At 47.7% G+C, this 16,312-nt stretch carries 12 protein-coding genes and 1 other RNA gene; 10 read left to right on the top strand and 3 right to left on the bottom strand.

What is annotated here, in order from left to right; translation table 11 throughout:
* The first annotated feature begins 285 nt into the window (after positions 1-285).
* The 10 genes from glyQ (at position 286) to rnpB (ending at position 10,764) form a co-directional block, all read left to right on the top strand.
* The gene (glyQ, locus tag ABIA61_RS08345; RefSeq protein ID WP_404580552.1) at positions 286-1,173 is read left to right on the top strand and encodes a glycine--tRNA ligase subunit alpha; all 888 of its coding nucleotides are present in this window, start codon (positions 286-288) and stop codon (positions 1,171-1,173) included.
* Positions 1,166-3,241, top strand: coding sequence for a glycine--tRNA ligase subunit beta (gene glyS / locus ABIA61_RS08340; RefSeq protein ID WP_283652525.1), 2,076 nt, complete (start codon positions 1,166-1,168; stop codon positions 3,239-3,241). The genes glyQ and glyS overlap by 8 nt, the downstream gene beginning before the upstream one ends.
* Positions 3,242-3,355: 114 nt before the next feature.
* A complete protein-coding gene (locus tag ABIA61_RS08335) occupies positions 3,356-3,838 on the top strand; it encodes a YaiI/YqxD family protein (RefSeq protein ID WP_404580650.1) in 483 nt (160 codons plus the stop codon).
* The gene (dnaG, locus tag ABIA61_RS08330; protein WP_404518733.1) at positions 3,831-5,705 is read left to right on the top strand and encodes a DNA primase; all 1,875 of its coding nucleotides are present in this window, start codon (positions 3,831-3,833) and stop codon (positions 5,703-5,705) included. Before ABIA61_RS08335 ends, dnaG begins: the two co-directional genes overlap by 8 nt.
* 43 nt (positions 5,706-5,748) lie before the next feature.
* A complete protein-coding gene (gene rpoD, locus ABIA61_RS08325; protein WP_014282481.1) occupies positions 5,749-6,882 on the top strand; it encodes an RNA polymerase sigma factor RpoD in 1,134 nt (377 codons plus the stop codon).
* 86 nt (positions 6,883-6,968) lie between these two features.
* Positions 6,969-7,808: a hypothetical protein gene (locus tag ABIA61_RS08320; RefSeq protein WP_283652522.1), complete on the top strand. Its 840-nt coding sequence runs from the start codon at positions 6,969-6,971 to the stop codon at positions 7,806-7,808.
* Positions 7,805-8,566, top strand: a complete 762-nt coding sequence (locus tag ABIA61_RS08315; protein ID WP_283652521.1) for a tRNA (adenine(22)-N(1))-methyltransferase — start codon at positions 7,805-7,807, stop codon at positions 8,564-8,566. The genes ABIA61_RS08320 and ABIA61_RS08315 overlap by 4 nt, the downstream gene beginning before the upstream one ends.
* Complete coding sequence (locus tag ABIA61_RS08310; protein WP_404580551.1) at positions 8,542-9,657, top strand: Nif3-like dinuclear metal center hexameric protein; 1,116 nt, start codon at positions 8,542-8,544, stop codon at positions 9,655-9,657. The genes ABIA61_RS08315 and ABIA61_RS08310 overlap by 25 nt, the downstream gene beginning before the upstream one ends.
* A gap of 64 nt (positions 9,658-9,721) precedes the next feature.
* On the top strand, positions 9,722-10,288 hold the full coding sequence (locus ABIA61_RS08305; RefSeq protein ID WP_283652519.1) for a flavin reductase family protein: 567 nt from the start codon (positions 9,722-9,724) through the stop codon (positions 10,286-10,288).
* A 77-nt stretch (positions 10,289-10,365) separates the two neighbouring features.
* Positions 10,366-10,764: RNase P RNA component class A (rnpB, locus tag ABIA61_RS08300), an RNA gene on the top strand.
* Positions 10,765-11,107: 343 nt separating this feature from the next.
* Here rnpB and ABIA61_RS08295 read toward each other — a convergent pair.
* The 3 genes from ABIA61_RS08295 to ABIA61_RS08285 form a co-directional block, all read right to left on the bottom strand.
* Positions 11,108-12,328 (bottom strand): aminotransferase-like domain-containing protein, encoded by a 1,221-nt coding sequence (locus ABIA61_RS08295; RefSeq protein ID WP_283652518.1) that lies wholly within the window; start codon positions 12,326-12,328, stop codon positions 11,108-11,110.
* A 330-nt stretch (positions 12,329-12,658) separates the two neighbouring features.
* Entirely contained in the window at positions 12,659-14,509 is a 1,851-nt protein-coding gene (locus ABIA61_RS08290; protein WP_404518741.1) for an ABC transporter ATP-binding protein, read from the bottom strand.
* Positions 14,502-16,265, bottom strand: coding sequence for an ABC transporter ATP-binding protein (locus ABIA61_RS08285; protein ID WP_404580550.1), 1,764 nt, complete (start codon positions 16,263-16,265; stop codon positions 14,502-14,504). The genes ABIA61_RS08290 and ABIA61_RS08285 overlap by 8 nt, the downstream gene beginning before the upstream one ends.
* Between the last annotated feature and the right edge of the window lie 47 nt (positions 16,266-16,312).

The following is a 16,312-nucleotide window of genomic DNA, read 5'->3' as shown; positions in this document are numbered from 1 at the left end:
CGGGGATGGTGTAAGCCCGGCGGGAAATCTTCGTGAACAAGGCACTCGGGAGCATCTGATTGGACACGGAAAAGAGGATTACGGTCTGGCTGGTGATGGAGGACTGCAATCAAGTAGGGTGGAACCGCGGGAGTCAGCTCTCGTCCCTACGTCTGTACAGGCGTAGAGGCGGGGGTTTTTTGCTGTCTCTGGCGAGGCTTGTTGGAAGTCGGCGGCCCTGTACATAGAAGCTTTACGAAGAATGATCACCACCATTTGAGGTAATTTGGAAGGGAAGTGTGTACCATGAATTTTCAGCAGATGATTTTGACACTGCAACAATTTTGGGCTGAGCACAACTGTATTATTGTACAACCGTATGACACGGAAAAAGGGGCAGGCACAATGAACCCGATGACGTATTTGCGTTCGATTGGACCTGAGCTGTGGAACGTAGCTTATGTCGAGCCGTCCCGCCGGCCCGCAGATGGACGTTATGGAGAGAATCCAAATCGTCTGTATCAGCATCACCAGTTTCAAGTTGTTTTGAAGCCATCCCCTGATAACATTCAGGAGTTGTATCTGGAGAGCTTGAACCGCCTTGGTATTAATCCTCTGGAGCATGATATTCGCTTCGTTGAAGATAACTGGGAAGCGCCAACGCTGGGAGCATGGGGATTAGGCTGGGAAGTATGGCTGGACGGTATGGAAATTACCCAATTCACGTATTTTCAGCAAGTGGGCGGCATCGATGCCAGTCCGGTTGCGGTTGAAATTACGTATGGTATGGAGCGTCTTGCGTCCTACATTCAGGACAAGGAGAACGTATTCGATCTCGAGTGGGTTAATGGCATCACGTATGGTGATGTTTTCCACCAGCCTGAATTTGAGCATTCTAAATATACGTTTGAAGTATCTGATGTCAAAATGCTTTTCACCCTTTTTAATATGTATGAAGAAGAAGCGAATAAAGCCATGGCGCAGCACCTTGTATTTCCAGCCTATGATTATGTGCTGAAATGCTCTCATGCGTTCAACTTGCTGGATGCCCGCGGCGCAATCAGTGTAACGGAACGGACCGGATTTATTATGCGTGTGCGGAATTTGGCCCGTCAGGTGGCTGCAACTTATCTGGAGGAACGCGAGAAGCTCGGCTTCCCGCTGTTGAAGAAAGGAGGTGCGGCACATGTCTAAGGATTTGCTGTTTGAAATCGGTTTGGAAGAAGTGCCCGCCCGTTTTATCCCTGCTGCGATTCAGCAGTTGAAGGAGCGTATGACTGCTTGGCTGGACAGCTCACGTATTGCTCATGGTGATGTAGAAGCTTATGCTACCCCTCGTCGTCTGGCGGTGCTGGTTAAGGAAGTAGCCGAAAAGCAGGAGGATATTAACGAAGAAGTGAAGGGTCCTTCCCGCAAAATCGCACTTGATGAAGCCGGCAATTGGAGCAAGGCAGCTCTCGGCTTTGCCCGTAGCCAAAGTGTTGATCCTGAACAGTTTACATTCAAGGAGCTTGGAGGCGTGGAGTATATTTACGCGACCAAGAGCAGTATAGGTGTACCGACAGCGGAAGTGCTGTCCGAAGGCTTATTGCACATTTTGCATGCCATGACTTTCCCTAAATTTATGCGTTGGGCCAGCTATGACTTTAAGTTTGTTCGTCCAATTCGCTGGTTGATCGCCTTGTTTGGTAACGATATTGTTAACCTGGAAATTGCCGGGGTTCAATCCGGGAATGTGACAAGAGGACATCGTTTTCTCGGGCAGGATACTGTTGTGGAAAGTCCGGCAGACTATGTTGAGGCGCTTCGTAAACAGCATGTCATTGTGGATATTGCCGAACGCCAGTCCATTATTGTGAAGCAGATTGAAGCATTGGCAGCCGAAAAAGACTGGACGATCGCGGTTAAGGATGATCTGCTGGAAGAAGTACTGTATCTGGTCGAAACGCCGACGGTACTGTTTGGAGGTTTTGATCCATCGTTCCTCAACATTCCGAAGGATGTGCTGATTACTTCCATGCGTGAGCATCAACGCTATTTCCCGGTGCTGGATCGTGCGGGAGAGCTGCTGCCATACTTTGTTACTGTACGTAACGGTGGAAGTCAATCGCTGGATGTCATTTCCAAAGGGAACGAAAAAGTATTGCGCGCACGGCTATCTGATGCCAAATTCTTTTATGAAGAAGATCAGAGACTGGAAATCAAGGATGCGCTCTCCAAGCTGGAAAGTATCGTTTTCCACGAGGAATTGGGATCGGTTGGAGACAAGGTACGTCGGATTCGTCGCATTGCCGATGCTTTAGCTGAGAAGCTGCGGGTTTCCCCGGATACACTGGAGTCGGTTAGTCGGGCAGCAGATATTTGTAAGTTTGATCTGGTAACGCAAATGGTATATGAATTCCCGGAACTGCAAGGGGTTATGGGTGAGGATTATGCCCGTAAGGCTGGAGAGAAGGAAGAAGTGGCGAGAGCGGTATTTGAGCATTATCAGCCGCGTTTTGCCGGAGAAACGGTTCCTTCTACGAACGCTGGAGCTATTGTGAGTATTGCTGACAAAATTGATACGATCACCGGCTGTTTCTCCATCGGTATTATTCCGACAGGCTCGCAAGACCCTTATGCGCTTCGCCGTCAGGCCGCAGGTATTGTGCAAATTTTACTGGATCGTAATCTTTCGGCAACTTTGTCTGATGTGTTCAATATTGCACTTGACGTACACGACAACCTTGGAAATATGAAACGTTCTGCCGATGAAATTCGTAAAGAGTTACATGAATTCTTTGGTTTGCGTGTGAAAAAACTGTTGTCCGAGACGCTTCGTTATGACGTCGTAGACGCTGTGCTTGCTGCCGGATTTGATGATGTTGCTTCTGTCGTTGATCGCGGAGCAGCCCTGATGAATGCGGTACAAACGGGAGATACCTTTAAAGCAACGGTAGAGTCGTTTAACCGTGTAGGCAATTTGGCTGCAAAAGCTGTTCATGCATCAGTTAATACGGGTGAATTTACGGAACAGGGCGAAAAAACGCTCTATGAAACATGGTACGGCGTTTATGAATCTTATCATACAGCCTTGCAGGAAGGCGATGCTACGCGAGCTTTAGCACTTGCCTCGTCCATTACTCCTGCGGTGACAGCGTTCTTTGATTCCGTAATGGTTATGGCTGAGGATGATGCGATCCGTAATAACCGTTTGGCATTGCTGGCCGCCATTGATAGAGAGCTGAAGCGTTTTGCCGATTTTTCCAAACTCGTGGGCTAATCGTAGCTGTAATAGTATGAATAACTTGAAAAAATGGGTATAAATATACGGAACGGTGTAAGAGCGATCTTGCAGCCGTTCCGTATTTTACTCGAATCCGTATGGAGAAGGGGGATGCTTGTGGGAATATCCGGAGGTTTATCGGATGTGCGGATCGTTGTTGACGGAGACGCTTGTCCTGTCAAAAGCGAAATTGCGGATACAGCTACCCGTTTTCATGTTCAGGTTATTATGGTATCTTCATATGATCATCTTATCCAGGGCAGCGGAGGCGTGACCGTCGTAAAAGTGGACCGGAGCGACCAAAGCGCTGATCTCTATGTTGCTAATCATATCCGTCGAGGGGATATTGTAACCACCAACGATTACGGTCTTGCGGCACTCGCTTTGGCTAAAGGCTGTGAGGTTATGTCATTTCGCGGAACGATGTATCGAAACGATTCGATTGATTTTATGCTCGATCGCCGTCATACTTCTGCCAAGGAAAGGAAAAAAGGACGTTATGGAAAGGGTCCCAAACCGTTTACATCAGAGGATCGTGAAGTTTTTCAACATAAACTGACAAAACTTTTACTCTTCTTGCAGGAGAATGAATAACGGTATCGAATTATATTTACGTGCTAAAGAGATGAAGGTGGTTAACATGAGTGCTGGACAAGGCAACATACCGGACGATATCATTGAGTCGGTTTTACAACATCATGATATCGTAGATACGGTAAGCAAGTACGTGCATTTGACCAAGCAGGGGAAGTATATGAAAGGCCTCTGTCCTTTTCATTCCGAAAAAACCCCTTCATTCACCGTGACACCGGATCGTCAGATTTTTTACTGCTACGGCTGCGGCGCGGGAGGCAATGCCATCAAATTTATGATGGAAATCGAAGGACTATCCTTTCCCGAAGCTGTCAGAACAATGGCGGAAGAAAGTCATATCCCTCTCGGCGAATGGCAGGGACGTGAGTCAACGCATCAGCATCCTGAGTTGGACAGGTTGTTGCAAGCGTACGAGCTAACATCTAAGATGTACCATTTTCTCCTTAAGAATACGGAGCATGGCAAACCGGCTATGGAGTATTTGCGGTCACGGGGATTTACTGACAAGATCATTGATCAATTTCAAATTGGCTATGCACCTAACCGATGGGATACGATTGTCCAGTTTCTGGAGAAGCGTTCTTTCGATCCTGTTGAGATGGAAAAGGGCGGGCTTATCTCTCCCCGACATGAGGATGATGGGTATGTGGATCGGTTCAGGGATCGCATTATGTTTCCTATTTGGAACCGAAATGGAAAAATAATTGCCTTTGCGGGCCGCATTCTTGGTGAAGGACAGCCCAAGTATTTGAATTCACCGGAAACCAAACTGTTCAACAAGAGCCGGACACTGTACAACCTCCACCATGCAAAGACCTCGATTCGCAAGCTTCGTCAGAGTGTCCTTTTTGAAGGATACGGCGATGTTATCTCAGCTTGGGAAGCAGGTGTGCAGAACGGGGTGGCCGCTATGGGCACAGCTTTGACGGAGCATCATGCTACGATGTTAAAGGGACTGTGCGACGAGGTCATTATTTGCTATGATGGTGACCGGGCAGGACAAGCTGCTGCGCTTAAGAATTTTCCGTTGCTGGAAAATGCGGGGCTTCACGTTAAAGTAGCGCTGGTCAGCGACGGTATGGACCCGGATGATTTTATCCGGCAATACGGCGGGGAAAGGTTTCAGCGCCAAATTATCGAAAGTGCCGTTTCAACGGTGAAATTTAAGCTTATATATCTGAAAAAAAACCATATACTGCAAGAGGAAGAAGGAAGAATCGCGTATTCCCGCGAAGCATTAAATGTCATTGCACCTCTGTCATCCCCGACCGAGCGGGAAGTGTATTTGCGCGAAGTGTCAGCCGAAGTCAAGGTGGATTTTGAAACCTTAAAGCAAGAATGTAATTTACTCCGCCAGTCCCTGCAAAAAAAACAGGACTTTGGGGATAATAACGAAAATCGGTGGAATAATGGTAGGCATAAAAAAGGGCAGGTCGTTACACCAAATTTGCTGCCGGCTTACCATGTGGCGGAACGCAGATTGCTTCACTGGATGATGCAGGATTTAGAAGCTGCACAGTATGTAGAACAGCATCTGGGGGACGCCTTTAATATTGAGGATCATGCAGCAATTGCTGCTTATCTATACGCCTATTACGCACAAGGAAAGTTACCAGATACAAGCCGCTTTATTTCATCTTTGCAAGATGATCGGCTGGAGAAAAACGTAAGCTCGATCATGATGATGGATGCTCCAGGCGTATGGGCACCGCACATTTTGGACGATTATATTCATCAGGTGCGCAAATTTCCATTGCAGGAGCAACTGGATTTGAAGAGGGAAGAGATGAGAGCCGCTGAGCGCTTAGGTGACTTTTTGCGTGCAGCACAAATTGCAAGTGAGATTATAGCCCTAGAGAGACAATGAACACACAGAGGTCGGATGTTTCTAGGGAGGAGGGAGTCGAAAGATGGCGAATGATCAGCATACTGAACTGGAGACGGAACTGACACTGGATCAGGTTAAGGATCAATTGATTGAGTTGGGTAAAAAAAGTTCCTCTCTGAACTACAAAGATATCATGGAAAAACTATCGTCGTTTGATCAGGACCCCGAGCAAATGGATGAGTTTTATGAGCAGCTGGGTGACTTGGGGATTGAGGTTGTAAACGATAACGACGAAGAAGTTACCAGATTGCGTCAAAATGACGACCCGGAAAACAACGACGGGGATGACTTTAACTACGATGACGATCTGAGCCTGCCTCCCGGTATTAAAATCAATGATCCGGTCCGGATGTACTTGAAGGAAATCGGCCGTGTACCGCTTCTTTCTGCTGATGATGAGGTGGAGTTGGCGAAACGGATCAACAATGGTGATGAAGAAGCCAAACGTCGACTCGCAGAAGCGAATTTGCGTCTGGTTGTAAGTATTGCCAAGCGTTATGTTGGCCGTGGAATGCTTTTCCTGGATCTGATTCAGGAAGGTAACATGGGTCTGATTAAGGCAGTAGAAAAATTTGATTACGAAAAAGGATTTAAATTCAGTACGTATGCAACCTGGTGGATTCGTCAGGCCATTACGCGCGCTATAGCTGATCAGGCAAGAACAATCCGTATTCCTGTGCACATGGTGGAAACGATCAACAAGTTGATTCGGGTATCTCGTCAATTGTTGCAAGAGCTGGGGCGTGAACCTACGCCGGAAGAAGTGGCTGCGGAGATGGAGCTAAGCGTGGAGAAAGTACGGGAAATTATGAAAATTGCCCAAGAACCGGTTTCATTGGAAACGCCAATTGGTGAAGAAGATGATTCACATTTGGGGGATTTCATTGAGGATCAGGAAGCGCTGGCGCCTGCGGATGCGGCTGCCTATGAACTTCTGAAGGAACAGCTTGAGGATGTGCTGGATACGTTGACCGAACGGGAAGAGAACGTATTGCGTCTCCGTTTTGGTTTGGACGACGGTAGAACCAGAACCCTTGAGGAAGTGGGTAAAGTATTCGGTGTAACACGCGAACGTATTCGTCAGATTGAGGCTAAAGCGCTGCGTAAGCTGCGCCATCCAAGCCGCAGTAAGCGACTGAAGGATTTCCTCGAATAGAAGCGTAACATTGCGGACCTTCTGCGGCTTGGAGCGCGCAGAGGGTCTTTTTTTATCCCATGGCAGCCTTGGTGGAGGGGAAAAGCTTGGACCAAGAGAAAAAACGGGCAATACTGTTACATGAAATTGAGCATTGGCGGCGAAGTCGGCTTCTCCCTGAGCAATATTGTGATTTTTTGTCTAACCTCTATCGAGAGGACGATAATCCATCACAAAGCCGAAGTCACACTGGGACCGGGCTGCTTACATATCTTCGAAACGGGCATGGAATCGCCTGGCTTCTTGGTTTTGTCATTATTTCCTGCATTTGTTTGATCGGTTTTTATTTTACCGCTTTTCCGTTGGCAATGCAAATATTCTCGGCATGTGCAGTAATCGCGATCTGCTATGGAGTAGCCGCTGTTTGGCGTTCTTCAGAGCAGAGCATGAGCGCCATGCTGAGTACCTTGGGCAGTGTGATTATGCTGGGTTCAGGTGTGTGGATTATTCAGCTTCACCAAGGTGAGCCTAAATTTTGGTTTCTTGTTCTGGTCGGTCTGTGCGGACTGGTATGGTGCCTTGTGGGCTTAACCCTGCGTATCAGCTTGCTTCACTACTGTGGCTTTATTGCGCTGCTTCTGGTGTACGCAGTACTTATAGGCCGCTACTGGCCTACGGCTTCTCACGTAATGCTGGAGGGATTTTGGATTTTACATGTAGCATTGCTGGTATGGTTAAGCTGGTGGGTACACCGTCGCTTTTCACGTCTGGCTTCGGTCTATTTTGCTATCGGAATGACACTGGTTTTCATGCCTGAAGCAGACATGATCGTGCTGCGCCATCAAGCGCCGGGAGATGTTGTATTGTACGCCTTATTGAAGTTGGCTATTGTTGTAGGAATTTTATTTTGGACTCGAAAAAAATGGATTACGTGGGTGACGTCATGAAGCTTTCTCAACGATTACAATATATTATGGAACAAATTCCTGCCGGGAGCAGATTAGCGGATATTGGCTCTGACCATGGGCTTTTGCCTGTGGCTGCGATGCGCAGTGGTCGGGTAACGCAAGCTGTGGCGGGCGAAGTCAATGATGGGCCGTTGCGAGCGGCTCAAAAGCAGGTCGCCGAAGCAGGTCTTACTGACCGCATAACCGTTAGAAAAGGCGACGGCTTGGCCGTAATTACAGCCGATGAGGTTGATGTTATTACGATAGCAGGCATGGGCGGTGCCTTAATCGCTTCCATTTTGGAGCAGGGGAAAGACAAGTTGGATTCAGTGAAGAGTCTTATTTTACAGCCAAACGTAGGCGAGGATATTTTGCGCCGATGGCTGATCGAGCATCAATGGGTATTGACAGGCGAGCATATTATGGAAGAAGACGGAAAGATATATGAAGTTTTGACGGCTGTACCCGTGTCGGATAGTCCTGTGAAGCAGGAAAAGCTATACCGACCGTTAGCCCTTACCGGTAGCTCGCTAGTATTGACGCAGAATTGGCTGGAACAGCTTGGACCGTTGCTGGTCAGAGAGCCCAACGAAGTCTTTTTCCGTAAATGGAAGCTGGAAATTCATAAGCTCCAAAATGTGCTTGCGCAGTTGGCGCGATCAGAGCAGGAATCGGCGCAGCAAAAGCAGGAACAATTACGCAAGCAAATTGAACAGCTAGAGGAGGTACTTGCATGTTTGCCAAAGGACAAACGGTAATTAGCTATATGGAACAGCTGGCTCCAAAATATTTGGCAGTTCCGGACGACAGAATCGGGCTTCAGCTTGGCAGCCTGCAAAAGGAAATCAAAAACATACATGTAGCTCTGGATGTCAATGATGAGGTTGTTGAAGAGGCGATCCGAGTAAAGGCCGACCTCATTATCGCCCATCATGCTATCATATTCCGTCCACTCAAAGCATTGAATACGGATCAGCCTGCAGGCAGATTGTATGAAAAGCTGATTAAGAACGATATAGCGGTTTACATCAGTCACACGAATCTGGATACGGCAGAGGATGGTATGAACGACTGGATGGCGGAAGCATTGGGCATTGAAAGTGAAGGTACGCTGGAGGATGTCCACACGGAGCAATTGTTCAAGCTCGTCGTTTTCGTACCGAAAACACATCATCAACAGGTGTTGGACGCTGTGCTGGGTGCGGGAGCCGGACATATCGGCAATTACAGCCATTGCAGCTTTAACATTGATGGCTATGGAACTTTCGTGCCGGGTGAAGGCACACAGCCGTTTTTGGGTGAGCCAGGTAAAATGGAACGCAGCGAAGAGGTACGCATAGAGACGGTTGTACCACAGGGTGTGCGCAACAAAGTTGTCCAGGCGATGCTCAAAGCTCATCCTTATGAAGAGGTGGCCTATGACCTGTACCATATAGATTTGCAGGGCCGCACATTTGGCCTGGGACGGGTGGGTAAGCTCAAGGAAGCCCGCACGTTACGCGAGTTTGTCAATGATGTGAAAGAAGGCTTCAACGTCGAGCATGTACGTGTAGTGGGCGACTTGGGCCGTACAATTAAAAAAGCAGCCGTGCTCGGAGGCTCTGGCAGCCGCTATGTAAACAAGTCGATTTTCAAAGGAGCTGACGTCTTAGTTACGGGTGATATCGACTATCACACGGCTCAGGATGCCCTTATGGCTGGCATTGCCATCATTGACCCTGGTCATAACGCAGAGAAGATTATGAAGCCTAAAACCGCAGAATGGATGCGCAAACGGTTGGAAGAAGGCCGATACTCTACGGAAGTACATGTATCTGAGGTGAATACAGAGCCTTTTCAATTTTTGTAAAAGCTTAACTTCTATGAGAAGATGAAAGTGTTTCATTACTTTTAGTTCATAGGGGAGAGGTTGTATGCGAACTTTAATTGCTGATCCTGCGATCCATGCCTATCCGGGGATGGTTGCTATTGTTACTTCCCGTCATAACGGCGTGCAGAATGTAATGGCTTCTGGCTGGCATACATATATCGGATCATCACCGGGCATGTATGGCATTTCGTTGCGGAAGGAAACGTATTCGCATGGTCTGATTGAAAAAAGCGGAGGCTTCGGTGTTCAATTTTTGCCCGCCCACAGATCGGAATGGATTCAGGCTGTAGGTACCTTTAGCGGTAGAGATATAGATAAGTTTCAGCATTTCGAGATTGCATATGAGGACGGAATTTCTGTGGATGTCCCTGTATTGCTGGATGCTTATCTTGCTTATGAGTGTAAAGTGGTGGATAGTCATACCTATGGAGATCATGATTGGATTGTCGGTGAGATACAGCAAACTTACCGGGACGATGAACTCTTTCTGGATGAAGGCATACCTGAATTTAGCAAGCTTCATATTCCGTTATACGTGGGTCGCTCTACTTATTTTGTGGCAGATGATACATTACAAAAGAGGGTACACCCGTTTTATTTGAACAAATAAAGGAAGCTTGCTAATTTACAATATTTTTAGGGTTGTGTCGAGCGTGCGTTCCCTGTATACTATGTAATGTTGTTCGGAAAGTTTAACAGACAATCGCTGGCGGTGTGAACCGCGAGAGGAAAGTCCGGGCTCCATAGGGCAGGATGCTGGATAACGTCCAGTCAGCGCGAGTTGAAGGATAGTGCCACAGAAATGGACCGCCGATGGCCGCTTGCGGCACAGGCAAGGATGGAACCGAGGTGTAAGAGACCCCGAGGAACGCTGGTGACTTCGTTCCTGGTAAACCCCATCTGGAGCAAGACCTAATGGGACACAGCTTCTTCGCGAAGCGGCCTTAGCCCGAGGCGTGTCTAGGTTGGTCGCTGGAGCCGGATAGCAATATTCGGCCTAGATAGATGATTGTCGCTTGTAGTGGGAGGGTAGTTCCCGTCTGAACCACGAATAGCACAGAACCCGGCTTACGGAAAACTTTCCACACTGCAACACCTTAAAATGTATGATGTTAACCTTTTAAATGACTGTTTGCATGAAAACTTGGAATCCAAATGTATTTAATGAATTACAAAAAAAAGGTTCAAGCCATATTCCTTTGGGAATCAGGCTTGAACCTTTTTTTGTATACCGTATTTTACGCAGCGTACGTGTATGTTTAGGTCTATTTCATTCTGTTTTTTTATCTACTCATTCCCTCTATCGTAAAAACGTCCGGGGATGAGGCACGTAGTCAGCGTAGCGGAGCATTTGAATCCGGAGAAGCGCAGCGATCGTAAGATCAAATGATTCGCGAAGCGTTCTCGCGTGCCTGCCTGCCAACCTTCATCAGCGCACGCTTTTTTCCAATCTTTCTTCTGTATACATCTTCAATGCCCGATCCAAACGGTTAACCGCTTCAGGAAGCAGTGAAGGATCGGTATGCGTAAAGTTGATCCGCATATGGTTACTGCCGCTCAGATCAGCATAAAATACTTGTCCTGGCACAAATGCGACGCCTTCCTGAATGGCCAGTTCCAGCAAGCGATCGGAACGGAAGCCTTCGGGTAAAGTGACCCACATAAACATGCCGCCAAGTGCATCATTCCACGTAATGCCTTCCCATTGACGTTCTTTCATCAGTGTTGTGAGGCGTAGCATACGAGAGTGATATTCGCTGGATACGGTACGAATATGTCCATCCAAATCAAAAAAGTCCAAGAGCTCATTTAAAGCACGTTGATCGATACTGCTGGAGTGCAGATCAGCAGATTGTTTGGCCTTCGAGACTTTATTGACAATCGCTTGATCAGCAACCAGCCATCCAGAACGAACACCAGGAGCAACGGTTTTGGAGAACGTAGAGGTGTACATGACATGACTATCTCCACCTTGCTGCTGGTCAATGGATAAAAGGGTAGGGAAGTTAAGGTTTTCGTCAAATTTGAGACGTCCGTAAGGATCATCCTCAAAAATCAAAGTTCCGTATTTACGGCATAGCTCAACAACGCCTACTCTGCGGTCCATGCTCCATACACTCCCCGCCGGGTTGGAGAAAGTTGGGATGACATACACGAATTTAGGCTGATAGTCCTTGAGCTTGGCTTCAAGATCATCTAATTGCATACCGTTGGAGTCTGTATTTACACTTACAATGTTGGCGCCATAGGACTTAAACACCTGAAGAGCTGCCAAATAAGTAGGGGACTCCACCAATACAGTATTCTGTGGATCAAGCAGCACACGCGAAACCAGATCGATAGTCTGCTGTGAGCCCGTCGTCATGATGATGTTATCTCTGGTGACGGAGATGCCTTGGGATGCCATTATGGTTGTAAGGCGTTCCCGTAGAGGAATATATCCATCGGTTAGACCGTATTGAAGCGCGGTAGTACCGCCGAGACGGAATACCCGCTCATAGGCTTGAGCAACGGCTTCGATGGGAAAAAAGGCATCGGCCGGAAGACCACCTGCCAGGGATAACACTTCTGTTCCCTGTGTCAGCTTCAAAATGTCCCTAACGATGGACGAGCCCTGAGTACGAGCCATACCCGAAAATTTGTATTCCAATCCAATCATCTCCTGTGTTCTATACTGTACTATGAAATTTATTGTATTATAACAATAATGAAGTATAACAGTAAACGTCTGAATATAACAGTTGATTGGTCTAATGGAAAGCCGAAAAAATCCTGATCCCAAGAAAAAATTCGACCATACAAATCACTATCACTAAATCTTGCAATTATTCAGCGCAAGCTTGAAATGCTTGACAGCTTTTGAGCACACCAAAAACGTGTCTGGATCGCCCTTCGCAGCGATCATCCAGACACGTCTCTCTTTTACCTTGATATGCTATTAGTGGCTACTACCCTGTTTTTCAATAAGGACTGGTTATTTTTAGGATGCATGTTCAAACTGACTGTTGTATAGATCGGCATAGAAGCCGCCTTTAGCCAGCAATTCCTTATGGTTACCTGTTTCGATAATGTCACCGTCCTTCATGACGAGAATCATATCGGCGTTCTTGATCGTCGAGAGGCGGTGGGCAATCACAAAGGAGGTTTTCCCTACGGTAAGCCGGTCCATCGCTTGTTGAATCAGCAATTCCGTACGCGTATCGACCGAGCTTGTGGCCTCATCTAGAATGAGCATGGGTGCATCTTCAATCATGGCTCTTGCAATGGTAATCAATTGCTTTTGACCAGCAGAGAGATTGGCTTTGTCGTCCAGCACCGTATTATAGCCCTGCGGCAGTGTTTTAAGGAAGCTGTGCAGCCCCACCGCTCTACATGCGGCTTCCACCTGTTCATCGGTAACATGCTCTTTGGAAAAGGCGATATTCTCACGGATCGTTCCTTCAAACAGCCAGGTATCCTGCAGCACCATACAGAATAATTCATGAATATTCTCACGTGTTAATTGGCTGATCGGGGTTCCGTCAATATAGATTTCTCCGCCGTTCAGCTCATAGAACCGCATGAGTAAATTCACGAGCGTCGTCTTACCGGCGCCTGTCGGACCAACAATGGCAATTTTCTGACCGGCTTCAGCTTTCATGGAGAAGTCTTTGATAATCATACGGTCTTCGTTATAACCGAAACGGACATGTTTGAATTCGACATCCCCTTTGGCGTTGTCCAGCTTCTTGGTCTTGTCGCTCTCATCCGCCAATTCTTCTTCACCCAGAAATTCGAATACACGTTCACTGGCGGCAGCCGCCGATTGCAGATTGGTTGCGGCCTGTGCCAACTGTGACAAGGGCTGTGTAAACAGACGAATATACACCATGAAGGCCACAATGGTTCCGATCGTTATAGCATGTTGGTTTACCAGCAAAGCGCCCACGACACAGACCGCGACATAACCGAAATTCCCGATGAACATCATAACCGGCATCATCAGGCCAGACATGAACTGGGACTTCCATGCATTTGTATATAAGCGGCTGTTAATGCCATGGAACTCTTCCTTGGCTGCTTTTTCTCCGTTATATACCTTGACTACGTTATGACCGGCATAGGTTTCTTCGATATGACCGTTGATCTGGCCAAGTTCCGCTTGCTGTGCTACAAAATATTTCTGTGAATGCTTCATAATCACGGTCATCAGGGAAAAACCGATCAGCGTAGCTACAATCCCGGTAACGGTCATGATCCAGTTTGTATACAGCATCATAATCAAGGCGCCTACGAAGGTTGCCAGCGCGCTGACAAGCGTGCCGAGACTGTTGTTTAACGTTTGTCCGATGGTATCGACATCGTTGGTCACACGGCTGAGCACATTACCATAGCTCGTAGCATCAAAATATTTTAAAGGCATATGATTGATTTTTCGGGACAGCTCTGTCCGCATCTTCTTTGTAAGACGCTGTGACACAGTCGCCGTAATGAAGCCTTGGAAATAGTTAAAGATAAGACCAAGACCATACAAAAGTACCAAAACAAGAACAATTTTCTGGATAGCACTCACATCAACGCCTGTTACGATTCCTTCCTGGATCAGGTTGGCAATATCGCTGAGCTTACTCGGACCAATGACGTTGAAGGCGGAACCGACCAGGGCCAGCACCATAGAGAGTATAATGATGGGCACATAGGCCTTGATGTAGGATAAAAGCTGGCTGATGGTCTTTTTAAAATCATTCGCTTTTCCACCAGCACCCATGCCCCCCGCAGGACCTCCACCCATGGGACCTCGCTGTTTCGTTTTCATATGCTGGCTGTCGACGGTGTGTTCATTCTTATCCATGTACGAGTTCCTCCTTCGAAAGCTGCGAATAAGCGATCTCCTGATAGGTGCTGCAGTTCGCCATCAGCTCATCATGTGTGCCGCTTCCTACAACCTCACCCTGTTCCAGTACGATAATTCGGTCAGCGTCTTTAATGGTGCCTATGCGCTGAGCAACAATGAGTGTGGTAGCATGGTCAGTTTCTTTTTTGAGAGCCGAGCGCAGAATCCGGTCTGTTTTGTAGTCCAGTGCTGAAAAGGAATCATCGAAGATATAAATCTCCGGCTGACGGTAGATGGCACGCGCAATGGACAGACGCTGCTTTTGACCACCGGACACGTTCGCTCCACCTTGTGAAATCCGTCCCTGATACTGACCGTCCATTTTTTCGACAAACTCCGTGCTTTGGGCAATCCTTATGGCTGCTTTAACGAGTTTTTCCGAAGCTCCTTCTTTTCCGTTATTGCCATACGAAACGTTGGATGCCACCGTACCGCTGAAAAGCACGGCTCTTTGAGGGACATACCCGATTTTGTTATGGAGTGCCTGCTGCTTATAGTTTCTGACATTCACACCATCCACGAGCACCTCTCCCTCGGTCACATCGTAGAAACGGGGAATCAAATTGATTACGCTGGTTTTGCCGCTGCCTGTTGCGCCAATAAAGGCAACCGTCTCGCCCCGTTTCGCCGTAAAGCTAATGTTGCGAAGCACAGGCTCATCCGCGTCCGGATATTTGAAGCTGACATTACGGAATTCAACCTGACCCATAACGTCCTCTTCTCCAGCCGTCTCATGCCCGTTAACGATGCTGGATTTGGTATTCAATATCTCCATGATCCGTTTGGCAGAGATCGAAGCGCGAGGCATCAGGATGAATATCATACTTACCATCATAAAGGCCATGACCACCTGCATCGCATATGAGGAGAATACGACCATATTGGAGAACAGCGTAATGCGGTCCGGCACGGCCGCGCCGTTAATGAGGTAAGCGCCGATCCAATAGATAGAGACACTCAGACCCGACATAATAAAGGTCATACCCGGGCCAATCATCGTCATTAACCGGTTCGCAAACAGGTTTGTATTCGTCAATTCGACGTTGGCCTGCTCGAACTTCTGCTCCTGATACTGATCTGCATTATAAGCGCGCACCACCCGAAGTCCGGTCAGATGCTCACGTGTTACCTTGTTCAGATTATCGGTGAGACGCTGGATTCTCTGGAAACTTGGGAGAGCGAAAATAACAATGACACTCAGCATCAGGATCAGGGCAGCCACGGCCGCTCCAGTAGAGGCGGTCCACTGCCAGTTTTTATCCGCAATCTTCACAATGGCCCACACGGCCAGTATCGGTGCCTTGATGATCACCTGCAGCCCCAGCGCAACCACCGTTTGAATCTGGGTAACATCGTTCGTGGAGCGGGTGATGAGGCTTGCCGTCGAAAAGCTGTTCATCTCTTCCATCGAAAAGGATAGGGTCTTATCAAAGACCATCGCACGCAGACGCATGGCCAGCCCTGCCGCCACCTTCGCCGCGAAATAGCCGACAATAATAGATGCAATCATACTGCCGACGGCACACAACAGCATGTAACTGCCGGGAATCAGCAGTTCCGACATAGGCGTTCCTTCCGTTTGCAGCTTGGTCGTAATTTCCGCCATATAATCAGGCAGCTTCAGATCAAGCCATACCTGCACAACAATGAAAGCCAGGCTGCAAAGCACGAGCATCCATTCATTTTTCTTGAGATATTTGAATATCTTCAGCATTCTGTTGCTCTCCTTTTATCTGAAAATCTTAGGTGTTTGGTGCAATT

This window comes from Paenibacillus sp. RC21 (genome assembly GCF_044907935.1).
In the GTDB taxonomy this organism is placed as follows: Bacteria; Bacillota; Bacilli; order Paenibacillales; family Paenibacillaceae; genus Paenibacillus; species Paenibacillus terrae_A.
The sequence above is the reverse complement of the archived record's forward strand: the minus strand, read 5'-3'. Positions and strand labels throughout refer to the sequence as shown.